This window comes from Cohnella sp. LGH, assembly GCF_017671885.1.
Taxonomy (GTDB): Bacteria; Bacillota; Bacilli; order Paenibacillales; family Paenibacillaceae; genus Cohnella; species Cohnella phaseoli.
The window spans coordinates 5,638,320-5,663,004 of the sequence record NZ_CP072117.1; the positions used below are offsets into that span (position 1 = coordinate 5,638,320).

The 24,685-nt window shown below is 57.0% G+C and carries 13 protein-coding genes; 3 read left to right on the forward strand and 10 right to left on the reverse strand.

Annotated elements, in window-relative coordinates; all coding sequences use genetic code 11:
- Positions 1 to 12 precede the first annotated feature (12 nt).
- Genes J4772_RS23905 through J4772_RS23930 form a run of 6 tightly spaced genes read right to left on the reverse strand, consistent with a single transcriptional unit; the run spans position 13 to position 7,951 of the window.
- Complete coding sequence (locus tag J4772_RS23905; protein WP_209071691.1) at positions 13 to 2,361, reverse strand: alpha-L-rhamnosidase-related protein; 2,349 nt, start codon at positions 2,359 to 2,361, stop codon at positions 13 to 15.
- Positions 2,362 to 2,394: 33 nt separating this feature from the next.
- A complete protein-coding gene (locus J4772_RS23910; RefSeq protein ID WP_209071692.1) occupies positions 2,395 to 3,351 on the reverse strand; it encodes a zinc-dependent alcohol dehydrogenase in 957 nt (318 codons plus the stop codon).
- A 55-nt stretch (positions 3,352 to 3,406) separates the two neighbouring features.
- Positions 3,407 to 4,414 carry a zinc-binding dehydrogenase gene (locus J4772_RS23915; RefSeq protein ID WP_209071693.1) on the reverse strand — a complete coding sequence of 336 codons (1,008 nt, stop codon included), beginning with the start codon at positions 4,412 to 4,414 and terminating at the stop codon, positions 3,407 to 3,409.
- Positions 4,415 to 4,435: 21 nt separating this feature from the next.
- The gene (locus J4772_RS23920) at positions 4,436 to 6,121 is read right to left on the reverse strand and encodes an ABC transporter substrate-binding protein (RefSeq protein WP_247740833.1); all 1,686 of its coding nucleotides are present in this window, start codon (positions 6,119 to 6,121) and stop codon (positions 4,436 to 4,438) included.
- A gap of 41 nt (positions 6,122 to 6,162) precedes the next feature.
- Positions 6,163 to 7,068 (reverse strand): carbohydrate ABC transporter permease, encoded by a 906-nt coding sequence (locus J4772_RS23925; protein WP_116062954.1) that lies wholly within the window; start codon positions 7,066 to 7,068, stop codon positions 6,163 to 6,165.
- Positions 7,069 to 7,087: 19 nt separating this feature from the next.
- Positions 7,088 to 7,951, reverse strand: coding sequence for an ABC transporter permease (locus tag J4772_RS23930; RefSeq protein WP_116063032.1), 864 nt, complete (start codon positions 7,949 to 7,951; stop codon positions 7,088 to 7,090).
- A gap of 320 nt (positions 7,952 to 8,271) precedes the next feature.
- Here J4772_RS23930 and J4772_RS23935 point away from each other — a divergent pair, with 320 nt between their 5' ends.
- Complete coding sequence (locus J4772_RS23935; protein ID WP_209071694.1) at positions 8,272 to 9,129, forward strand: AraC family transcriptional regulator; 858 nt, start codon at positions 8,272 to 8,274, stop codon at positions 9,127 to 9,129.
- A 20-nt stretch (positions 9,130 to 9,149) separates the two neighbouring features.
- Here J4772_RS23935 and J4772_RS23940 read toward each other — a convergent pair whose 3' ends face one another.
- Positions 9,150 to 10,346 carry an SGNH/GDSL hydrolase family protein gene (locus tag J4772_RS23940; RefSeq protein ID WP_209071695.1) on the reverse strand — a complete coding sequence of 399 codons (1,197 nt, stop codon included), beginning with the start codon at positions 10,344 to 10,346 and terminating at the stop codon, positions 9,150 to 9,152.
- Positions 10,347 to 10,753: 407 nt separating this feature from the next.
- On the opposite strand from J4772_RS23940, the gene J4772_RS23945 reads away from it, so the two are divergent.
- Together J4772_RS23945 and J4772_RS23950 are read left to right on the forward strand one after the other, a co-directional pair.
- Entirely contained in the window at positions 10,754 to 16,258 is a 5,505-nt protein-coding gene (locus J4772_RS23945) for a discoidin domain-containing protein (RefSeq protein ID WP_209071696.1), read from the forward strand.
- Positions 16,259 to 16,420: 162 nt separating this feature from the next.
- Positions 16,421 to 16,936, forward strand: coding sequence for a hypothetical protein (locus J4772_RS23950; RefSeq protein WP_209071697.1), 516 nt, complete (start codon positions 16,421 to 16,423; stop codon positions 16,934 to 16,936).
- 553 nt (positions 16,937 to 17,489) lie between these two features.
- Here the strand turns inward: J4772_RS23950 and J4772_RS23955 are convergent.
- The 3 genes from J4772_RS23955 to J4772_RS23965 form a co-directional block, all read right to left on the reverse strand.
- The gene (locus J4772_RS23955) at positions 17,490 to 17,771 is read right to left on the reverse strand and encodes a hypothetical protein (protein ID WP_247740835.1); all 282 of its coding nucleotides are present in this window, start codon (positions 17,769 to 17,771) and stop codon (positions 17,490 to 17,492) included.
- Positions 17,772 to 17,923: 152 nt separating this feature from the next.
- Positions 17,924 to 21,835 (reverse strand): S-layer homology domain-containing protein, encoded by a 3,912-nt coding sequence (locus J4772_RS23960; RefSeq protein ID WP_209071698.1) that lies wholly within the window; start codon positions 21,833 to 21,835, stop codon positions 17,924 to 17,926.
- Positions 21,836 to 21,948: 113 nt separating this feature from the next.
- Positions 21,949 to 24,549, reverse strand: a complete 2,601-nt coding sequence (locus J4772_RS23965; RefSeq protein ID WP_209071699.1) for a winged helix-turn-helix domain-containing protein — start codon at positions 24,547 to 24,549, stop codon at positions 21,949 to 21,951.
- Positions 24,550 to 24,685 lie beyond the last annotated feature (136 nt).

Below are 24,685 nucleotides of genomic sequence, written 5' to 3' on the forward strand. Positions count from 1 at the left end.
CGCATTTCCCCCTTAACCGGAGCTGCCCGGCATGCGGCAGGCGAACTCGGCGCCATCCTTCCCTTCGACGCGCCGAACCGTTCCGTCCGGCAGCCGAACGTCCGCCGACCTCCCGCGCAGCCCGGCTACCTCTAGCCGGAACTCTCCTTCGGAAATGCGCCAAGCGACCTCCACCGGTCCGTGCGGGGTTACGGCTTGGCCTTGCGCCCATTGCAGCGGACCCGGCCTCGGCTCGATCCGGATGCGTTCGTATCCGATGCCGTCCGGCTTTACGCCGAGAATTTCGGACGTGAACTCGTACAAAGTCACGGCTCCCCAGGCGTGGCAATCGCTGCGTTGGGATACCGGGTCCTCCAGCCATGTCGTCAAATGAAGACCAATCTGATCCCGCCACCGATCCCACAGCGCGAAGCTAAGGTCGTATCGCCCGGCCGAGGACAAAGCGCGGAACAGAAAGAAAGCCATCGAGTAAGACACCTGTGGCAGCGAGGAATCCTCCATCAGCCGTTTCGCCAGCTCAGACGCTTCCTGCCCGTGTACCGCTCCCGAGAGAATCGCCCAGATTTGCGCATGCTGACTGTACGACTCCAGCTCGGGTCCGTCCCGGTACAAGCCCCGCTCGGCCGAGCGGCAGCGGGCGTTGACCGCCGCGAGAATTTCCTTCGCGCGGCCCCTGTACTCGCGGGCTATCTCCGGCCTGCCGGTTGCCTCGTTGATGAAGGCGGCCTTCTCCAACGCGTCCGCATACATCAGGTTATACACGGTCAACGGACCTTCCGAAGACGGAACGCCGCGCGTCCGTTCCCACTCCTTCACCCAATCGACATAGGACCAATACCCTCGCGGTGCGGCTCCGACGAGACCGTCGCCGCCGATCCGGCGCGCGAACCAGTCCAGCACGGCGTCCACGGTCGGACGATAGCGCGCCGCATGCTCAGCGTCTCCGTAATACAGCAGATGGTCGTATAACATCATGATCCAATACAACGCGAAGCCGGGAATGACCTGCGGCTGAATCGACGGATAGCGGCTCAGCAGCATGCCGCCGGGCAGCAGCGAGCTATGGAATTCATAGATCGCCTTGCGCGCCAATCGGTCGTCCCCGCTAATCGCATACGTGAACATCGCCTGCAGACGGGTATCCATGCTGTACTGCAGCTGCTCGTAGAACGGGCAGTCATAGTAGCCCTCGTGCATGCAGCGTTGCAGCGTGCGCACGCTAACGTCCCACAACGGCCCCAGACTGGAATCGGAGGCTTCGAAGGAAGCTCGAACTTCAAGCGGGTAGCCGGTTTCGCGGTAGTACGCGCGATGAATGACGAGCGGCTCGCCGCCCGCCTCGATTTCGAACCGGACAAAGCGGAACGTGCGGAACAGAAACGTTTCATACGACTCGTCTCCTGCCGCCGTTTGCCCCGATACCGCATAACGTTCGAGATACCCGCGCAGGACGTTGCCTTCCGCCTTATCGCGGACGCCTTTGACGCCATCTTCCGATTCATAGCCCTCCGAGCACAGAAAGCGGATCTCGCTTCCCCGTCCGCCGGCCATCTCCATTCGCAAATACCCCGTCGTCAGCTCCCCGGCGTCCAGCTCTACGACCGCCTTGCCGTGCGCGGGCAGCCGAAGCCACTCCCGCTCGAACGAAGCCTCCCGCATTACTGCTCCCGGAGACATCTCCGCGCGGGTGACGCTCACGAAAGCTCTGTCCCGCTCGAACATCGGCGGAATCGTCCGCGCCGTGAGCTGCCAGGGCGTCAGGAAACCGTCGTGCTCCAGGTGGGTCTGTGCTATGACAACGGCCCGCTTCCAGTCCCGATCGTCGAACTCCGTTTCCTGCCAGCCGTGCGGAAGCCGGTCTCCCTCGACCGACTCCCCGCCGCCGACGCAGGTATAGCTTTCCGGAAGGAACGCGATCGCATCGTCCACCCGGCACAGCCACGACTCGTCCGTGTCAAGACGCAGCAGCTCCTGACCATGCGGATCCGTTACCCTGCCTTGAAAAAGCAAAGCTCCGGTATGCGCGCTCGGAATCGCGGAAGGACGAGGCTCCCCTTCCTTATAATGCAGCACCTTCACGGCCAGCGTGTTAAGACCGTCTCTTAAAAACGCGGACAAATCTATCGTTTCGTAATAGTGGGTCCGCAGATCGCCCCGGGCCGGCCCCGTAGACGCCGAAACGCCGTTCACGTATAGACGATAGCGGCTGTCGGCCGACACTTCCGCGACCAAGCGGACCGCAGAGGCGTCCGCGAGCTGAAACGTTTTGCGGAAATAGACCAGCTCGTTGCCGTCCGCCCGCTCCCCGCGATTGCGCTCCGTCCAGATCCACGAGGCTTCCCACGCTTTATTTTCCTCCATTGCCGCTTCTTCGCCTCCTTTTCCATTCCCCGCTCACGGCACGAAGCAAATCTTGATCGCCTCTTGATCGCGCAGCAGCCGAACGGCCTCCCCGTAAGCCTCCAACGGAAGCTCCTTGGAAATCAAGGGCCGCATCTCCAGCTTGCCTGCCACGATAAGCTCCAGCGCATACTCTGCGGATTCCCGAAAATGACCCGGGTAGCCGATGACGCTCAGCCCCGAATGGTTCAGGACATAATCCTCTCGCTGGACGGCGAACAGCGCGACCGCTTCCTTCGTATGGTCCATCATGTAACTAACCGCAGCCGGGTATCCGACACAATCGACGGCGATATCCGGCGCCCCCGCCTCCGTCCGAGCGGCAAGCTCGTCCGATCCGGCTTCGTACGTCCGGTCTGCGCCTAACGACTTCGCCAGCTCCCGTCGCGATGCGAGAGGATCGATGCCGACGACCTCCGAGGCCCCTTCGGCCTTCAGCATCTGCAAGGCGATCAGGCCGGCCGGACCTAGCCCGTTGACCGCACACCGTTTGCCTTCTATGCCCAGAGTGCGCTTGAGCCGAATAATCGTTCCGGCAATGCACATCGCCAGCTCCAGCGATACGACCTGCGTGTAATGCAGCTCCTGCGGCACCTCGATCACGTCGGCCTCGTCCATGACCACGTATTCGGCGTAGCATCCGGGACGAAGCTGTCCCGGATCGCGCCATGCGCATACGGTTTGACCGACCGCGAGCCTCGCTCCTTCGCCCGCGGACGCGATCGTCCCGGTCATTTCATGTCCGGGCTGCCCCGGAATATAGGGAAAGGGGACTGGCCCCTGATGGGCAAACATGGGTTTTCCATGATAAATGTGCAGATCCCATTGCGGACACGTCGTCACCGCCTTCACCTGGACCAGCACCTGTCCCGGACCCGGCTCGGGAATCGGCACGCGGACGACCTCCGCCTGTTCCTTCCCGCAAATCACAAGCGTTCTCATTGTTTCCATGCCATATGGCTCCTCTCAATCTCTCTCTCAAGCTGCCGCTCGTTCCGGCAATTCGTTACGCTTCCGATACGCCCTCCCAATCCAGCAGGACGCCCAGACAAGCTTCGCTGCCTCCGCGGATCAGCTCCCACGCCTTCTCCGCCTCGTCCGCCGGATAACGGTGCGTGATGAGCGGCACCGTCTTCAGCCAGCCTTCGCGAATCGCCTGTATCGTCGCCTCCATCCTCGGTCCCGTCCAGCCCGAGGGAGTATGCAGCGTAATCTCCTGCTCCCTCAGCTTCTGAATATCGACGACGCCTTCCGTGCCGAGATAACCCGCGGACACGAGATGGCTGTCGCGCTTCATCAGCGGCTGCAGCTCGCGCACCGTATCCATCGCGCCGACCGTATCAACGACGATCGCCACGGCCTCGCCTCGCAGCGCCAAGCCTGCCGACTCCCGCCGCAGATTCACCTTGCGAACCGACGCCTCCACCAGCCCAAGCCTGCCGTCATGCCGGCCGAGCATCGCAACCTCCGCGCCGCGATGGGCCAGCGTCTGGGCGGCCCAATGCCCGACAAGCCCGTCGCCGATCACGACGGCCAGCTCGCCCGGCGCAACCGCGGGACGCATCCCGCAGTTGTAGCCGACTTGCGCCAGCACCAGTCCGGCATAGGCGGACATGGATTTATCGTCCGTCTCGTCGGGCAGCTTCCACACCTGATCGGCGCCGGAGACGGAGGGCTGAATGTGGCCGGCTTCGGCAAAATACAGCCCGGAAACGCGGCTCATCGCCACGAACACCCGGTCTCCCTCCCTTAGCCCTTGCACGGCACGCCCAACCGAGCGCACGATGCCGACCTTCTGATACCCGGCCGCATGCGGGAAGGGCCAAGGATCGCCCTCCGCATACGGCCGTTCTCCGGCAATCCGCTCGCCGCGCAGGAACGAGCCTTCCGTTCCCGCGCTGATCCACGAATGCCGCACCTCTACGACGATGTCGTCGTCTCCCGACTCCGGAATATCGACCGTTTGGAACGATACGCGATTCCGATCCGGGAAGACGACCGCTTTCCCTTTCAATGCGCATTCCCCTCATCCGGTTTATTTTTTGGCGTCGTACGCCTTCTGATAAAGCTCCAAATAGCGGGCCAAGTTCATATCGTTCAGACTACTGACGTAGGCATCCCATTCCTTGTCGATGTCGACATCGCCTGTAATGGAGCGGACAAGCATCTCATTCGCCCGGTTGTGCAGCGTCAGCTGCAAATCTGCGATTTCCGAAGAATCCTCGTCGGACAGATAGAGCGGCGGCACGATTTGATCCAAGCCTGCTTTATAGGGATCGTATTTCTCTTTGGTTTCGGTATACAGCATTTTCTCCAGCGGATTGGTCGGATCGTCGACTTGGCTCAGACGAAGCGTCGACGGATTAAAGATCGGACCGGACAAGCTCCAGTGTACGTTCTGCACGTTGCCCCAAGATTTCAGCGCCTTCCACACCGCTTGTTCGCCGCTGATGCCAATCTCCCCGTCCTTCGCCCACTCCCACTCCGAGCCCGGCTCGCCGTAGGAACTGCGCAGCGTCGTTTCGGTGTTGTACATAAAGTCGAGCAAGCGGAATGCGGCTTCCGGATTTTTCGCATCCTTCGTTATGACATAGGCCCCCGTATTCAGAACTCCGTATGGGTCGTATGGGGTTACCTGTACGCCAGCCGGTCCTTTCAATGGAGGCACCGCCACGTATTCCAGCCAACGTCCGCTCTCTCCGAAAAATTGGGTAAACTCGCCCATGTGCAAAGTCGAGACGGCGCCTAGAATCGGCACGTCCGGATTTTCGCCCAGCTGCTTCAGTTGGTTTCCGTCCTGCGTCAATGCCTGGGCATCCATCAGCCCATCCGCGTACAGGCGACGCAAATATTTGAGTCCTTCCTTCCACTCCGGCTTGTTGTAAGGAACCTCGATCTTGCCGTTATTGGCCGTCAGCCAGGACATCGGGGAATAGGTAAATGAATTGAGCAGGAAGTTATGGACCTGTGTCAAATAACCAGTCGGCGAGCCGGAAAACGGAATTTCGTCGGCTTTGCCGTTGCCGTTCGGATCCTTTGTCTTGAATGCCTGCAGCACATTGTAGAACTCCTCGGTCGTCGTTGGCATGGCCAAACCCAGCTTGTCGAGCCATGGCTTGTAAATCCACATTTTCTGCATGAACATCGCATGGAAGCCTTCATTCGGAGCCGGCATCGCATAGATATTGCCGTCCGGAGCAGTAATCGTATCCTTCACGTAAGGCATCGCCTCGAACATCTTGTTCGTTTCCGTGCCGTATTGCTCGATCAGATCGTTAAGCGGCCGGAACAGGCCCTGGCCGCCGAAGATCATCTGCTGCGCCGGAGAAATCCCCATCGTCATAATGACGTCGGGGAGATCCTCCCCGCTGGCCAGAACCAGATTCAACTTCTCCGAAGCCGATTTCTCCGGCAGGATGTCCCATTCGATATGGATATTGGTCTTCTCCTCCAAATACTTCGTGAACGCATTGGTGGCGAAATCCTCGACGAGCGAGTTGGCGTGAGTCATAATCTTGATCGTTGTTTTCTCTTTCGTGATCGGAAGCTCCCCCGGCCCCGTAACGGAATCCGCATTGCCGGACGAAGAGGACTCCGGACTGGCGGCGCTTCCGCTCGGAGGCAGCGAGCTGCCGTTATTGCCGTTATTCCCGGTGCAAGCGCTCAAAACCAACGTCATTACAAGCATTAAAACGACCGTAATGCCTAAACCTTTCCTCAAAATAAAACACCCCTTATTTGAATTGTTTTGTGATACCGTCTTCAGCCTTTCAAGGAACCGATCATAACGCCTTTAACGAAATGCTTTTGTACGAAAGGATAGATGATCATCAGCGGCAAAGTCGCCACCACGATCAACGAGTATTTAAGCAGATTGCTGAGGCCCTCCCGCTTCGCCGCGCTCTGCACGTCCACGACTGCGGAAAGCATGTTCATATTGATGTTGTTCTGGATCAGAATTTCCCTGAGCACGATCTGCAGCGGGTACAGCCCCTGACTCTTCAGGAAAATAAACGCGCTGAAATACTGGTTCCAATGACCAACTGCATAAAACAGCGTAATAACGGCGATGATCGGCATGGATAGCGGCAGCACGATCTTGCGAACGAAGGTGAAGTCGCTGCAGCCGTCCAGCTGCGCGGCTTCCAGCATTTCCTCCGGAATCGAGGTTTGAAAATAAGTCCGAGTTATGACCACGTTCCACACGCCCAAGGCGCCCGGCAACAGCATCGCCCAGACCGTGTCGAGCATGCCGAGATCTTTCACCAGAATATAGAAAGGGATAAGCCCTCCCGAGAACATCGTCGTGAAGACGAAAAGAAACATGAAATAGTGGCGCCCGTACAAGTCCCTTCTCGACAGTGGATACGCTGCCAACACCGTCATCGTCACATTGATGGCCGTGCCGACCGCCATGTAGAACAGGGAGTTGCGAAAGCCGGACCAGATCAGCTTGTGGTGGAACACCGCCTTGTAGCCGTCTAGCGTAAAATCGACCGGCCATAGCCAGACGCGGCCCGACACGATGGCTTCCGAGCTGCTGAACGAAGCGCTTACAATGTAAAGAAGCGGATATAAGACTGACAGCAGAAACAGCGATAAAATCGAATAATTGATCACGGTAAACCAGCGGTCGCCGCCAGAATCCCGAATCGCACGGTTGTCCAAGCGAAACTCTCCTTTCCCGTTACCAGAGGCTCGTCTGTCTCGTCTTGCGCGCGATCTGGTTCACGGCAATGAGCAGCGACAGATTAATGACGGATTTAAACAATCCGATAAGCGTGGAATACGAATAGTTCATGCCCGGCGAATTCAGCGCCACCTTGTACACATAAGTATCGATAACCTCGGAAGTTCTCATGTTTAGCGAATTCTGCATCAACAATATTTTCTCGTAGCCGACATCCAGCATATGACCCATATTGATAATCAACAGAATGATCGCAATCGGCAAAATGCCCGGTAGATCGACATGCCACATCCGCCTCACCTTACTTGCCCCGTCGATGACGGCCGACTCATGAAGCGCCGGATCGATGCCAGCGAGCGCCGCCAGATAGATAATGCAGCTGAAGCCGACCATCTGCCATACGCCGGACCATACATAGATCGATTGAAACCATTCGGCTTTGGCCATGAACTGAACCGGTTCGAAGCCCAGCCCTTGGATGACGTGGTTGACCATCCCTTTGCGCGGATCAAGAAGCTCGAAGATGATGCCGACCATGACGACTACCGAGATAAAATACGGCGCATAGGTGATCATCTGAACGCTTTTCTTGAAGAACACGCTGCGAACATAGTTCAGGCTCAAAGCCAAAATAATCGGGAACGGAAATCCGGCAATCAGGCTGTAGAAGCTGATCGTTAACGTATTTCGCAGCAGTCTCCAGAAATCGTAGGAATGGATGAATCGGTCCAGATGCTTGAGTCCGACCCATTCGCTGCCCCAAATTCCTTTGGTCACCACATAGTTTTTGAACGCAATTTGCGCCCCGTACATCGGAATGTAGCTGAACACGATAATGAAGAGAACGGGAAGCGCCAGCATGAGATAGAGCTGCCAGCCTTTGCGGATTTTGCTCCATGCGGACTGGCCGTTCTTACCGGCAGGGGATCTATGGATGGTCTGTTCGTTTTGCACGGTTTTCTCACCCCCCTTCGTTGTCCGGACGACCGGCGTTTAATGTAAGCCTTTACAACCCTGCCATCCTATTATAAACTCGTACTGTCATTATGTATTTGCATTACATGTTCTTGTTTCGCTCGAAACCCTATTTATTTTGTTTACAAGCACACAAAATCCATTATTTTATTTGTACTAAATTGACTTTAGCTGTTTTCCTCAATTTAAGGGAGGCTGTTTATGCCATGCATATCCGCAAATACGGCAACATTACCCTCACCTCTCCCCAGCGCTACGAGAGCGGCGGCATTCACCCCTATCATCATGAGATTCTGTACATATCCTCAGGCGAGATCCAATTGAGTTGGCTGAACGAGGTTTATGAGACGAGGGGGCCGGCGCTTTTTTTCCTGACGCCGAACACTCCGCACCAACTTACGAAGATTTCCACCCAATACAGCTTTCTGTTCATGGAAGCCGACATTCAGCACGATCCTTTCCTCAACCTGTCGGAGATGATGCGTTGGAACACGCTGCAGTGCGGGATGCAGGCTCCTTCCTATGCGTTGTCGGCGATTATCCAGACGATGAACCTGATCCGCAACCATTTCGAATCCGAGCTCTCGACGCATACCGGCCTGATCAACCAGTTGGTGACGGCGGAAATGCAAAAGGTGGTGCTGTTGGTTCGGCATATCGTCACCCAGTCTCTGCATACGGCCAAACCCGACAAGAAGCTGCGGGCGGAGTCGGACGACGGTGTCAAGACCGAGACGGAGGAGGCGGTCGACATGCTGATGCATTTCATGGAATCCTACTACCGGGAGAACATCACCCTGAAGGATCTAACCGACCGGATCCACCTTAATCCGTCCTATCTGATCCGGGTGTTCAAACAGATGAAGGGCATGACGCCGTTCCAGTATTTAAACAACCTGCGGATGAACGCAGCCATCAGCCACCTGGAAAACAGCGAGCTGTCCGTACAGGATATCGTCAAGCTGACGGGGTATCAGAGCATTCATTATTTCAGCCGAGTGTTCAAGAATACGTACGGAGTCAGCCCGACGATGTGGCGGCAGAACCATCGGACCGTCCCGTAACTTCATGCAGCGGTCATCGTTCAGGGGACAAGTAACCCCGTTATAAATTGGGCATACCAGCGAATCAGAAAATCGTTCGGATGATTGATGTTGTTGCCCGTCATATCCGCAAAGGGCTTGTGTTTCAGCAGCTCCTGATGCACGCCGGTCAGATCGGCCACCACGATTCCTTCCCCCTCGAGTCGATCGATCGCCGTCTTGTAATTGGGCTGCTGCTTGAGAAATTCCGTTTCCGGATTAGGAAGGCTTGTGCTTACGACAATGAATTCGATGTCGGGATTGGCGCTGCGGATCTGATCGACGATGTCTTGAATATTGCTGCGAAATTGTTCCGGCGGAACGTCTAAGGTTCCATCGTTCATACCGAATGCGAGGATGACCAAGTCCGGACGGCGCTCCGCAACGAGCGCCCTCGCTTCCGCTTTGCCCCAGGCGGAATCCTTGCCTCCGACGGAAGGATTCTCGAAGATAAGCTCGGAAGCGTAATTCCGCTTGAGCGCCTCAACCAGCAGCTCGCCCCAGCTCGGCAAATAGGGTGCCGCTCCCGTTATTCCGCTTGCATTCTGCCCTTCCGCGATGCTGTCCCCGTATAGGATCAGTTTTAAAGGCTCCCCTGCCCGCAGCCTGCTGAGGGTTCTCTTCAAGGCTCGTTCCGCAAGGGACGGAACCGGTCCTTTCCATTCGTTCGCCCTGTGCGTATAGGTCACGCTGACCTGCTGCTCATGAAAAAATGATCCTTCTCTGTAAAGAACGTACCCGCCTCCTTTTTTGGCGAAGTCCATTCCTGGGATGTGCGTGCGAGGGTATAGCCGGGACTTTTTCATCACGGGAATGCGGGAGCCTTCCGGCAGCTTGAGCTTTCCATTCTCGAATATCCAATCCACGCCCGGATCATAGACGATATCTTGACCCGCATTCGTAACGGAGACGATTTCCAGAGGGGTAAACAGCAAGCTCGCTTCCGGAGGTTTTTCGCCATCCGCCACCATGAGAAGCGATTCCCCGTACATCGTGGTCCCTTTCCAGAAAGGGACCAGTGCCCTTTCAACCGGATCGCGGATATCGGAATAAGTAGCCCCGGTCCTCTCCTTCTTTAGCTGCAGATACAGACCAACGGTCGCCGCCAGCAGCAAAAGCGCAAGCATGCCAGCAACGGCCATCCGCCGATTGATTCCTCTCCGTTCCTTGCTGCCGGATAGCTTGTAATCCCGTTTCATTCGCCCGGTCGCTCCTTTCTTTCCCGTCTAAAGCAATCATAGATGAAACGAACGGCCGCGTATTTACCTCACATGTTGCAATTAGGAGAATCCGGAAATTCATAACCCGTGCCAGGCTTCATCTGACAGTTAAGCGCTTGCATTATTTTGACCTTGCCTTTTCCCGCAGGAGAGGTTTCCGAAAAAGCAGATTCTTTTGCCAAACCTAGCGGAAGTCGATGGAGTGCAAATCCTCCTTCTTCTGATGATCTTATTAAGGAGAAAATTCTCTTTCAGGAATTAGCCAACAACAATATGTCGTGTAAATACTTTCGAATTCGACACGTCTATAATAAAGCTCAACATCATGTAAAGGCTTACATCAATCGTTATACAGCAATCCGAACAACGACTTAAGGAGGAACATGATGAGAAAAAGTTTAAGCATGGGTCTTACCTTGCTGTTGAGTATGATGCTGTTGGGGAATCGCGAGGTCTACTCCCAGAGCTCGGAATCCGTATTAAGCGCGCGGTCCGGTCCAACCGGCTTCGAGCCGCGGATCGGACTGCTCGCCGCCATTCCGGACATGTGGAGCTTCCCGGATTCGGCCATCCAGGACGTAGCCGACGCGGGCGTTGACGTCGTGGAGCTGAAAGCGGTGGCCAACGACCCGCTGGCGCATCCGAATCCCGGAGGCGACGGCGTCATGAGCGCCAAAGGCACGTACGACTTCTCCCTGCTCGACGCGCAGATCGACCGCTGGGAGGCGAACGGCATCCGGGTCGTGCTCGAGGTGACGTTGAACGGCTCGTTCCGGCAGGATTGGTGGCCGGAGTATTATGCCGATTACGTGGCGGAGGACGGCTCGATTCTCCCGAATCGCTTCAACGTCTATGTTCCCGCGCTGCAAAACGGCTACGACAGCTTTATCGAAGCGGTGGTCGACCATTACGACGGGGACGACGGCGTCTACGGATTCTACATCGACGGGCCCGGCTACTACGGAGAAGTGGAAATGCTGACCGACAATTACGCGAGCCCGAAGTTTTACAGCTACGACCCGCATGCCAAAGCGGCCTTCCGCTCCTATCTTCAAACCGTCTATCCGAGCGTCGCCGCGCTGAATACGGCCTGGGGCTCCTCGTATACCGGCTGGGGCGACGTTCAATCTCCATTGCCGGACTACTCTCTCGGGGAGGGCGAGGTGGATCTGCGGCAGAGTTGGTCGGACTTTGTGACCTGGCGTCATACGTTCCTCTACGACGTCATGGAGAGATGGCTCTCAACGGCCAAGAGCGCGACGTCCAAGCCGCTCGGCATTAAGATCGGCGGCGCCAAGATGGGCTCCAATCCGAACTCCGCCGCTTTCTCGGCGTCCACGGCCGATTTGCTGAAGCTGCTGGCCAGCGGCGGGCATCCCGCCTTTTTCGACGACACGAACAATGAGAACTTGAGCTCGATGCGCCACAGCACAACGATCGGCAGCCATTACGGCGTCAAAATCTGGGGAGAAGGCGACGGAGGCATCCCGGCCGTCTCGTACAATCAGCAGCGACAGAACGCGGCCAACCTGTTGATGTCGGGCGCCGATACGATGCACTACGCCTACGTGGAGTGGCTGTTTAAGGGCTTCGATTGGGGCACCGCCTCCTGGACGGGCGGCTTCGAGAAGACGAAGGACTATTATTACTGGAAAAGCCTGAACGAAACGGTTAAGCAATATCGGCCGGACTACGAGCCGAGCGAGGTCGCCTTCTTCCAATCGCACCATTCTTCCTGGTATCGGGGCGGCGACAAGACGAACCGCGACGTCAGCCTCGTCTACGATGCCGAGATGACGCACGGCGCCTACGGCGCGTACGCTTCGTGGGCCCGCTATCTGACGACGCCGGATGTCGTGGACGAGCAGCTTATTCTGGATGATATTTTGAGCCGCTACAAGGTGCTGATCGTGCCGAATACGTCGAGCACCGTCACGCTGCAATCGGTCGGCGACAAAATCAAAGCATGGGTGCAGGGCGGAGGTAAGCTGGTTACGTTCGGGGAAGGCGCGCTCACGTATCAGATCGACGAAGATCGTCGGCTCGTCTCTCCGAGTCCGTCAGATCCCTCCGGTTGGAGCCTCGGCCTTAGCGGAGGCACGGCGGCAGCGGCGACGTCCAGCCGAGAATGGCGCGTTGCCGATAGCAAACCGGCTTGGCTCGCCTCGCTGACGACGGCGGACGCAGGCGAGCTGCCCGCGATCGACAAGGCCTTCGTCTCGCTGGCGGCGGGAGCCGTTCCGGTCGTAGAGGACGGAGACGGCAACGCGCTCGTCGTCGAGTATCCGTACGGCTCGGGCAGCGTGCTGTTCACGACGACTCGCGTACAGAACAACGCCTTCTTTAACGAGATCATGCCGAACATCTTGTCCGACTTCGCAGATTCGTCCGGCGTCGCGCGGCCTATCCGGTTCGAACCGACCGTTGCGGCTGCCTATACGGGCACCGACGCGGCCAGCGGCAGCAAGCTCGTCGTTTCCTACAGCGGCAAAAACCTGATGGATTCCCAATACGACGAGGCAGGCGGAGTTCAGCAGCGGATCGAGTTCTCCCCCTCGCTGACCGGCAGCGCCGAGGTGCTGCAGTTCACCAAGTATTACGGAAATCCGTCCGTCGACTCTCTCGGCGCGCGCGACACGATGACCGACGCGATCGCGACGACGGTCACTCTTCCGGCGGACGTCACGCACTACCGGTCGGCAAGTCCGATCTCCATCTACGATGTGCAGACGACGAACCAGCACGGAGATTACCCGCGCGAGAACATGATCGACGGCATGATCGGCGGCGAAGACCATGGCTTCTGGGCCGGCACGCCGACCGCCGTTCAGACGATCATCGCCAATGTCGGCAAGGAACGGGTCGTTCAAGCCGTCGTCATCGAGCCGCGCCAAGGCTTCGGACCGAAGAACGCGACGGTCTCGGTGTCGAGCGACGGCACAAGCTATACGGACGTATGGAACGGAACGCTGCCCAACGAACGCAAGGTCGTCTATTTCGAGCGGTCGATGAGGGCGCAGTTCGTTAAGCTGTACGTTACTTCCTCGTACGCTCCGGACGGAACCGTGCAGATTCGGGAGCTGCAGCTGTACGGACCGGAAACTGAGGACGATTCCAAGCGGATCGCTCCGGTAAGCGCGACCGCCTCCTCGCAGGGGGTTGGCTCCTCCGTCTCGAACATCCACGATTTGCGTGAGGATACGTCCTGGCGCAGTGGAGCTTATCCGACCGAGCCTGCGCCTCAGTCGATCGTCTACGATTTGGGCGCGAGCCATCGCGTCAACCGGGTCGAAATTCAGCCCGTACCGAATGAAGGGCCGAAGGATATCGACATTCTGCTGTCCACGGACGGCAGCAGCTACAGCTTCGCGTATACGGCGACAAGCGCGAACGGCGGACAGCTGCATACGTTCAAGCCGACCGAGGTGCGTTACGTCAAGCTGAACATCCGCTCTTCCTACGGCTGGAGCGACGCGGGCATTGCCGAGATGGCCGTCTATGCGACCGCGGCCAAGGAGGACGGCTACAAGGAGATTGCGGCGGCAACGGTGCAGGCTTCCAGTACGCTAAGCTACTACGCCTACAATCCGGCCAAGACGCTGGACGGGGTGAAGGATTTGCCGGAGGAGGGCTTCTGGGTAAGCGGCAAGCCGGCTGCCTCCGCCAATCCCCAATGGCTCGTCTACGATCTGGGCAGTCTTCGCACACTCGGCATGGTCCGCATTTTGCCGCGGGAGAATTATGGGAATAAGGACACGGAAATTCTGGTGTCCGCAGACGGAATCCGTTATACGAAGGTGGCCGACTACACTGCGGCCAACGCCGCTCAGAGCCGGTCCTTCGGCCAGACGGACGCGCGATTCGTGAAGCTGCTGTTCAAGTCCGGCTACGATGCGGGCAGCGTGCAGATTCGGGAGACGGAGTTTTTCGGACCGATCGTCCCGGGCAGCGACAATCGTCTGCCAATCGCGTCGGTCGCCGCCTCGTCCGAGGTCGCGCCCTATGCGCCGAGCCGCGTCGACGACGGCGTGTACGATAACGGCTCCGGCTTCTATGTCGGCGCGGAGCCTTCCGAAAGCCAGCCTCAGACGATGACGGCCGATCTGGGCGCAGTGCGGAACGTGAGAGCGATCGCGGTCGATTCGCGGATGGGCGCTTATCCGCTCGGTCCCGCCGAAGTCATCGTGCTGGGCTCGAACGACGGCGTCGATTACGACCGGCTGTCTGCCGGCTACTTGACGCAGGGCCGAACTGTCCTCGGCGTTGGGCAGGCGACGGCGCGTTATATTCGGCTCTACATGAAATCGTCCTACAGCGGCGACGGCACGAACCAGCTCAATGAACTCGCCGTGTACGGCGATCCGGAAGATCCTGCGCCGGGCTCGGCCTACTATTCGAGCTTCAGCCCGGGCAACGCGCAAGGTTGGACGCTGATGCAAAGCCTGACCGGCTACATCTATTCCGATACGTATTACTTAACGGTGACCGGAGCGGACCCGTACTTGCACTCTCCGGACAACCTCGCCATCGATGCTTCCCGGTACGCTTACGTCAAAATCAGCATGAAAAACAACACGGCGGACGACTCCGCCGAGCTGTATTGGCTGAGGGACGACGACACTACGTGGGATCTGGTCAAATACAAATCGTTCGACATCCGTCCGAACGACGACGGCTATACCGAGTATATCGTCGATCTGTCCGCAGAGCCGGAATGGAAGGGCGTCATCCGGCAATTGCGGCTAGCCCCGGCGAACACCGCCTCCAGCGGCACGATCGAGCTCGACTACGTCAAGGTCGACGACGACAGCAGCGCCCGGACCGGGTACGACGAGAGCGAAGCGTTGACGCCGCTCTGGTCCTCGAACACTATCTATAATGAATCGGTTATGTTCGTCTCGCACGACGGCGGTCAGCCGGAAACGAAGCTGCACTATACGCCGCTCGATATCGTATCGATCAAAGACGCGTCGCTCGGAACGGAGTATATCGAAGGAATCGATTGGACGTACGATTCGACGTCCGGTAAGCTGAAGCTGCTTCCCGGTACGAAAGCCGGCTTCTTGACGACAAGCGAGCTGTATCCGACAGCCTATCAATCCGGCTGGGCGATGTATCGACAGGGCTCCGGCTACATTCTGTACCGGGAGGGTACGGACATTACACGCAGGCAGTTGGCCGTCACGTACACGAAGTCCGAGCCTTGGGACGGCGTCGTTCCGCAATATGCGGGAGCCGACCTGCCGAATACGTCCGCCAAGCTGACCGCAGGTTCACCGCTAAAGGTCGCCTTGCTCGGGGACAGCATCTCCGTAGGCAGCAACGCTTCAGGCTATTCGGGCGGCGCGCCTTACATGCCGAGCTGGGGCCGCTTGTTCGTCCGGCAGCTAAGCGAGGCGTTCGGCAGCGACGTCACGCTGGCGAACAAGTCTGTCGGCGGCCAGGTGTCCGCCTGGGGGGCGGCGAATTCCAGCTTGATCGCGGCGGATCATCCCGATCTCGTCATAATCGCCTTCGGCATGAACGACGGCACTTATCAAGTATCTCCGGCCGCTTTCGAGAGCAACGTCAAGTCGATCATGGACGACGTGCTCGCCGTCAACGCCGACGCGGAATTCATCCTCGTCGCCACGACGCTGGCGCGGGAAGGCGTCTGTTCGGACGCGGCTTGCTCCATCGTATTGGCGGGTAACCAGGCGGACTATAAAGCGGCGCTGGACAATCTCGCAAGCACATACGACGGCACCGTGATCATGGACATGACCGGCGTTCATCGGGAATTGCTGCAGCATAAAGACTTTCTCGACATGACCGCCAACAACGTCAACCACCCCAACGACTACCTCGTTCGTTGGTACGCACAATATGCGTCAGCTCTGTTGATTCCTTGAAACCATTCCGGATAAAAAAAACCGCTCCGCAAGGTCTATGTCGACCTTCGGAGCGGCCCGGAATTGATAAAACTATAACGTGCCAATTCACATTCAGGAACACACACCCTGCGGACCGCCTCTTACGGTCTGACAGACCGCTACGCGGGCGAATCCGCGCTTTTGACCGCCTCTTACGGTCTGACAGACCGTTATGTAGGCGAATTCGCGCTTTTGACCGCCTCTTACGGTCTGACAGACCGCTACGCGGGCGAATCCGCGCTTTTGACCGCCTCTTACGGTCTGACAGACCGTTATGTAGGCGAATTCGCGCTTTTGACCGCCTCTTACGGTCTGACAGACCGCTACGCGGGCGAATCCGCGCGTTCAACCGCCTCTTACGGTCTGGTAGACCGTTACGTGGGCGAATCCGCGCTTTTGACCGCCTCTTACGGTCTGACAGACCGTTACGTGGGCGAATCCGCGCTTTTGACCTCCTCTTACGGTCTGACAGACCGTTACGTGGGCGAATCCGCGCGTTCGACTGCCTCTTACGGTCTGGCAGACCGTTACGTAGGCGAATCCGCGCTTTTGACCTCCTCTTACGGTCTGACAGACCGTTACGTGGGCGAATCCGCGCGTTCGACTGCCTCTTACGGTCTGACAGACCGTCCAACGCAAGCGAATCCGCGCGTTTGACCGCCTCTTACGGTCTGGCAGACCGTTACGTAGGCGAATCCGCGCTTTTAACCGCCTCTTACGGTCTGCGGGACCCTTACACTCGCCCATTCGAACGTCCGACCCTTGCCTACAGCCTGCAAAACCGTCCCTTTTAAATTGTTTGGGCTGATCTTCATTATTCAACTTATATAGTCAGCTATTCGTAAATCAATTGGTCAGCCGTAGAAAAAAGAGACCGTATATTGATAGCAGCCTAAGTGTGCTTCCTTTTCCAATATACATTCTCCCTCTTATGCTTAATGCCATTTATCCAAACCGTCGCTTTTCCTTCGTCGACCTCAAACACAAAAATAACTTGATAGAGCCCCAATCTTACCCATTGTCCTTTCAATTTGCCTGTCAATATGGGTTTGGCGGTAAGTGTGGGTTTGGCGGTAAGTGTGGGTTTGGCGGTAAGTGTGGGGGTAACATCAATCGGGCAAACGAATCCAGATAGACTCTTTCCTTCACATCCGGCGGGTTAGCGAGAATGCGGCTGAGTTCATCCAGTGAGGTTTGCGTCCAAAAAACTCTATATGTCTTGTCCATCTTCGAATTCCTTAACCTTGCTGCGAAGATAGTCTAGTCCGGCTTCTCTGCCAAATATGCGTTGATTTTCATGATCCTTGCGACTTTGCTCAACTTGCCGAATGAGATCGGCATCCTCCCCAAGCGCTGCGATATCCAATTGCTGCAATTCAGCGCGTTCTCGCTTCATATTTAAATATCCAACAAAGTCGTACACTTCGAGCGCATCTTGTTCAGGAATTTGATCGATCATTTGCTTCAATTCTTCCCGGTTTACGCTCATCATGTTCACCGCCTCTTCATTCAAAATCGCCAACACTTTAATCCCATTAATACCACAAATAGTGAATATCTAAGTCCGACGTGCGGTTCGGGGGAGTTCGTTAATCAAGCCCCCCAACGTCCTTACTCCCATGAAACGCAAAAGCGATAAGTTCTTCAGTCCTGCACCGAACGCCAAATCGTCGATACCGCTTCCGCGCGAGTCGAGTGAAGGCGAGGCCTCATCGTATTGTCCGGATAACCGGTAAGAAATCCGCTTTCCGTCGCCGAAAGAACCGCATCCTTCGCCCATGGAGAGATTTCGCTTTGATCCGCAAATTTTTTACGCGCCGGCACGCTCTCCGATTGCAGGGCGTTCACGATCATTACCGCCATTTGTTCGCGCGTAATAAACTCGTCGGGAGCAAATGTCCGGTCATCGTACCCGGTAATGATTCCGTGTGCGTAAGCCGTCGAGACAGCCTGTTCGGACCAATGGTTTACCGTGTCGGCAAATGTCTTGCCCTTCTTGTCGCTTAAACCTAGCACCCGAACCCATATCGCGGCGAATTCCGCCCGGGTAATCGGACGATCAGGCCGGAAGCTGCCGTCCGCATAACCGCCGACCGCATCAGTCTCCACCAGTTTCATAATGAACGTTTCCGCCCAATGACCTTGTATGTCCGTGAAACGGACCGCGGGCTCCTCTTTCCCGACAGGGATCGCAAGGACGGCAAATTTCGCGAAATGGTTAATCGTCCCGCTAATCTCGCCCTTCTCCCAGTCCGCTTTCCTATTGTCCAACGGCAACCACCGGCCGAGCTCTTCGTCAAGCCAGCAGAGACTGACCTCCGCATCTTCTCTCCGTATCGATTCGGCATTGAATCGCAGGCTGACGGTCACGTCCCGATCGAACTTTCCGGCTTGATCTTTGGTAAATTCGATCACCTTGCTCGCCAATCGTTGTCCGTCGGCAAACGGAAGGCGACTCGTATCGCGAATCTCGTTAATCGATAGTCGGAACAGACGATTCATTGCCCCGGCGGGAATTACGATTCGGCCTCCCTCAAACCGCACCTCCCTGCCGTTCACGCCTATAGAGTAGACGTTGTCCGGCAACGCTGCTTCTTCATATCCCCCCGTTCCGGGGCTTGTTCCGCTCTCCGTCCGATGCTGGATCAATCGGAACCGGCCCGCCACCGCGAACGCCTCGTTGCCCGCCATGTCCGCTGCCCGAATATGCAGATACCAATCTCCATCCGCTCCGCTTTTCGTCAAAGCGGCTTCGTTCGCGAACGATATCCAGCCTGCGGCCGGCGGCGATATGTCGGTTGTCCATGCATATTTCAAAGACGAGGCGTCCACGCGGCTTCCGCTGTCGCTTACCGTTGTCTGGACTGCCGCCGATGCGGAGGCGGTTTCGTTGCCGGTCGGGTCGAAGTCGACCGCAGGCGCCGTCATGTCGATCTTAACCGTGAGCCGGTCGGATATCGTATTTCCCGCTCTATCCGCTGCTTGGAAGGAGATCGTATGTATACCTTCCTCCGAGAGCTCGATCGGCGTCCCGTTCGTATAGGCTTGCTCCGGACCTCCATCCAACGTATAGACAAGCGCTGCAATCTCACTGTCTCCCGCATCGGCATACACGCTCACGGTTACGCTTGCGTTCGTCCACTCATCGCTTCCATAGGCGCTTCCGTCCGCCTTCTTCATCTCGATTTCGAGCGACGGCGACTTATACACGGTCAGATTCGCCAAACCGTGCATCGAGTTGCCCGCCAAATCGACGATACTGCCCAATTGAGCGTTGTAGGACAGAGTAACCGCTGCCCCTTGCTCGAACGCATCCGCAACGATAAAGGTAAGCGTCTTCGTACCGTCGCCTTCTACATTCACAATGGTCTGGCCGATTTCATCGGATTCGATCAAGACTCCGGAGGCGTCCGCAATGCGCACTTCTTCATCGAACGTCACAAGGATGCGATCTCCATATTCGCGCTTGATTGCCGCGCTCGCAACCGTCGGCGGAGCAACATCCACTCCGACAGATAGGGCAGCCCCCCGCAAAGTCGGATAGGTCCTGCCTTCTTCGATGGTCCAAATCGTGACGAAATCCCAATTGGATTCGAAAGTGGCTCTCTGCTTCATCTCCGCAGTCATCGTGGGAGTGCCTTTATCGGCATCGCCGTGACCGGACGTCTGGCTATCGTATGCGCTGGCAATGACCGGTTCGAAATTCCTCCCTACCAATCCGCCCACACTGCCGCCATTCGCCGTGACCCTGCCTACGGCGTAAGCGCGATTGATGCTGCCGACATTGCGTCCCACCAGTCCCCCGACTTCCGAGCTGCCGTTGACGGAACCGGTACTATACGCGTCGTTAATCGTGCCTTTCTCATTGCGTCCCGTCAACCCGCCAACGGCAAATTGACCGGTAATAGGGCCGGTCGCGAAGGACTGCCTGACGATGCCGCCAATATTGTTCTGTCCGACTACTCCCCCTACATTGGAATCTCCACTGACGTCGACCGACGAATAGGCTTGTACAATTGTACCCCCATAGCTCTCGCCGACCAGAGCTCCCGTGGAGTATCTCCCGCTGACGAAGCCGCCCTCAAGCCCCACGTTTCGCACGACGCCGCCGGATCCCAGGTAGCCGAACAGGCCGACGAAGTCGGCATCCGGACGGTTAATCCTAAGATTTTTAATCGCTTGATTCGCACCATCGAACTTGCCGGTGAAGGGCTCATGGTAATCGCTGCCGACGGGAGCAAAACCTGCACCGATTCCAGAACCGGTCGCCCACATGTCGGAACGGCTGTCATCCGTCAACACGGCCCCGAAATCGATATCCCGGGCCAGCGTATAATCCGCGCTTACATTCATCGCCATCAACTGCAGTTGATGGGCGTTGCCGATCGTGCGCGACCATTCCGACCGCAGGAAGGGACGAGTGGCGCCGTCGATCATGAACCAGACATTCGTGAAATCCCAGGCGGAATAGCTGCTTTGCGTCAGAGCTTCCGCCACGGCGAGGGCGGTCGCCGTGCATGTCGTCCCCGGGTAGCCTTCATTATTGTATCCGCAGGCGCTGCTCTGTAAGGTTGTCTCCCGATCCCAGAAGCTATCGGTCAGCTCGCCGCCGTTGTTTTGCCCGATCAGCCCGCCGGCACGGACCTGACCGTTAACTGAGCCGGTGGCGTAAGACTCGCTTATTCCGCCGAAGTCGGTGTTGCCCGCCAATCCTCCGACATTGATTTGCCCGTTGACGTCGCCGATCGCATAAGAGCGGTTAACGATGCCGGATAGATTATAGCCTACTAGCCCCCCGGCATTATTGCCGCTCCCGTTCACCGTGCCGGCGGCATAGGACTGACTGATTTGCCCGCCCTCGTTGCCCCCTGCAAGCCCGCCGACAATGTCGATGCCGCTGACGGTTCCTGAAGCATGGGATTCCCTTATCGCACCGTCGTTGCGCCCAACCAGCCCTCCGACGTAGACGGGGCCGTCGACAGCACCGGAGGCGTAGGAAGCGTTCACCGTACTGCCGATTCCGCTGTAACCCACCAGCCCTCCGACGACTCCCTCGCTGCTGCTGACAGAGCCGGTAACGAAGGATGAAGCCACCTCGCCTAAATTGCGTCCTGCAAGGCCGCCGGTGTTGAGCTTGCCGGTAACGGAGCCTCCGTCGAGACCGACGTCTCTCACGATTCCGCCGGGGCCGACGATTCCGAACAATCCGACTAAATCGGTCGCGGGCCGATTGACGGTCAGATTACGAATGATATGCCCGGCTCCGTCGAACACCCCCGTGAACTGGCTGGCGCTGTCCCCATTTCCGCCGATGGGCTCAAACCCGTTGCCGCCGTTCCAGTCGATCGTCTCCGAAGCGTCGATATCCGCCCCAAGTCTATATTGCGCAGTCAAATCGTTTCGTACGGAATTCAACTGCTCCAGGGTCATGACGATATAGGGATAACTTGCCGAACCGTCCCCTTGCACCGCGGCATCCGTGTCTGCCAAAGCTTGCAACGGGAAGGTTCCTATCATTAGAATAATGGTCGTTAGAATAGAGAGTACGCGTTTCATCCGATCCGTTCCTTCCTTGAATGAGCTCAATAGCGTCGATACAGAGCCCATTATATCGGAACGATCCGAACGTCGAATCTAACCACGGTTATAGAGCCGGTTATAGACGAACGTTACCCTTGCAATTCTTTGCCTCTTTTGATCGCTTCCAAGCGGCTCTTCACCTGGAGTTTGCTGTAAATGCGATTGATGTGCGCTTTCAGGGTGCCCATGCCGATGCCAAGCGCTTTGATAATCGCCGCATTGTCCAACCCTTCCTCCATATAACGGAATATCGCGTACTCCTTCGGGGTGAGAAGCGTCTCCAATGCCGCCGATTCGTTCGGCGAGACCGCCGCTCCTCCGCAGCCTGAAATAATTTTGCGTACATAGGGGAGCGAGGGTGCGTCCCTGTCCCGGATATTTCCTTTTTGCCGTTGTCGGACGTATTCCGAGAGCAGTTCGGCGACTCGCTTGCCCTTGTCGACGAACACGCGGACATAGTCGTCGGGATTCGCGTATTTGAGCGCCTCTTCCAACGTAAGCAGCGCCTCCTCCGGCTTCTCCGCCTGCGAGAGCATAATCGCCTGGAGCACTTGAATTTCCAGCGCGTCCATCGGTCGGTGGCCTTTCACCGCAATCAGCAGCAGCTTCTCCGACAACGGCCACGCCTCCTGCCGGCGGCCGGTTTCCATCAACACTCGGACAAGAAAAATGTATACGAACAGCTGATAGACGGACACCGGATCGTCCGCCGTCAGCTTGTAACGCTCGATCCACCGAATTGCTGCCGACGAGTCTCCCCCGTCCAACCGATGAGCGGCCATCTCCGCTTCGATCAGAATCGGCGCTGCTTCGGCGCCGTCCTCCCAAGCTCTCCTGACGGCCTCCTCCAACCATTTCTCGGCTTGCGACAAGTCCTGCTTGGCTCTGCTGATCCGCGACAGGAACAAGCTGGCGGGCACATAGACTTTCTCCTCCTGATAACGCGCCTGGCTGTTGCCCGCGAGCGCCAGCTTCAAATAATGTTCTGCCTGGTCCAACTCCCCCCGTTCGTACAGCAATTCGGCATAGCAGACCAGGATCGAATCCTGCAGGCCCATCAACGCCATAAAGTCGATCATGCTCAGAAAGAAGTTGTCTGAGAGTCCCCGGGGCAAATGTTTGCCGCGTTTGCCGTTATAGGAGCGATAAATGGAAGGAGCGAGCGGCATGTAGGGAGATGCGAAAATCAAATCGGTTCCTTGGGGGCTATGTTGAAGCGAGAGACGGATATATTCCAGTCCCCGAATCATATCCATGTCGTACTGGGTCGCTTTGAAATTTCTGACGAAATACAAGTAACCCAAATAACGATTCTTCTCTGCCTCGCTCCAGCTTGCCGAAGCGGTCTCGTAATTCTGTTCGGCAAGCCGTAAATGCCGCTCCGCCAGATCCAGGTCCTGAACCCATAGCAACGAGAAAATATAGGAAAAAAAGAGGTAGGGATGCTGCATCAGAAGCTCCTCGGGTATAACCGATAGCCACGCTCTCAACGACTGGAACTCTCTGCGGATCATAATGCTCCGCATCTGTTCGAGCAAGCGTACGGCTTCCCCGTACTCCTGCCCGGCCAAGTAGTAATCCACCGCCTCCTCCAGCAGCTCCTCCGACTCGCACCCTTGCGCAGCCGCGCGGAAGAGAGCTTTCGTTCTCCCGGGGTCGCGCCGTCGCTGCTCTGTCCTCAGAAACTCTCCGAACAGGTGGTGAAACCGGAACCAGACTTTGTCATCATCCAGCGGAATGACAAACAGGTTGCTATCCGCCAGTTCAGCCAGCTTGACCGATCCGTTCTCCCCGCCTGCCACCGCTTCGCACAGCGGCCCGCTCATCCGCTGAAGAACCGATATGTCCATGAGAAATTGCCGCGTTCTCTCGTCCAGTCCCTCGAAAACTTCCTCGAACAAAAACCTCTCGACGCTCTCGCCGTCCCGTCCGGCCAAGTCGCGCTCAAGCGATGACGTCCGCTTGCCGGATCGCAGAGACAGCGAAATCAGCTTCAGCCCCGTCACCCAGCCTTCGGTGGTAGCCAAATATCGTTCGATCTGCTCTCTTCGAGGCTCCCGCGTCAAGAAAATCCGGAAAAAATCCACCGTCTCCCGCAGGTCGAAGCGCAGCTGTTCGACATTCATCTCCTGAATCCAGCCCCGGCTGATCCATCTTGCTTTCGAAAATCCGGCTAAAGTACGACCGATGATGACAAGATGGATCGAAGGAGGCAAATATTCGAGAAAATAAGAGAAGGAGGCGACGATATCCTTATCGACGATAACGTGCCAGTCGTCCAGAACGAGGATCAGAGGCTCCCTTACATCGTTCAGTTCGTTCAGCAGAGCTACGAGAAACGGCTCATGTCCGCCAGGACTTAAGGCAGCTGCCGCCTCCCGGGTTGAAGCGCGCAATCCGCCGAGTGCCCTCTCAAACGCCGCCATCACGTAGTTCCAGAATCTGGCCAGATCGTTATCTTTGTCGTCTAACGACAGCCACCCGACAGCGACGCCAAGCTGCCGGGCCCACTCGGCGATCAGGGTCGTTTTGCCGTAGCCTGCAGGAGCGACAAGAAAGGTGGCTCTGCGGGATAATCCTTCATTTAATAGTTCGAACAAGTGCGGACGCGAAACAGAAGCGGAGAGAGGCTGCGGGATCTGCAGTTTGGATAAGAGCACCATAGAGTTGTCGTTCCTTACAGAGGTCATCAGTGCCCTCCTTCCTCATAGCGTTCTATCTTTATTTTTTATTTTACCATGACAGACGATGGAGAAAAGACAGAGTTGCTTGAAATACATTGAGGCTCAATCTCAATATCAGTGCTTGACCTGTATGTTTTTTCAC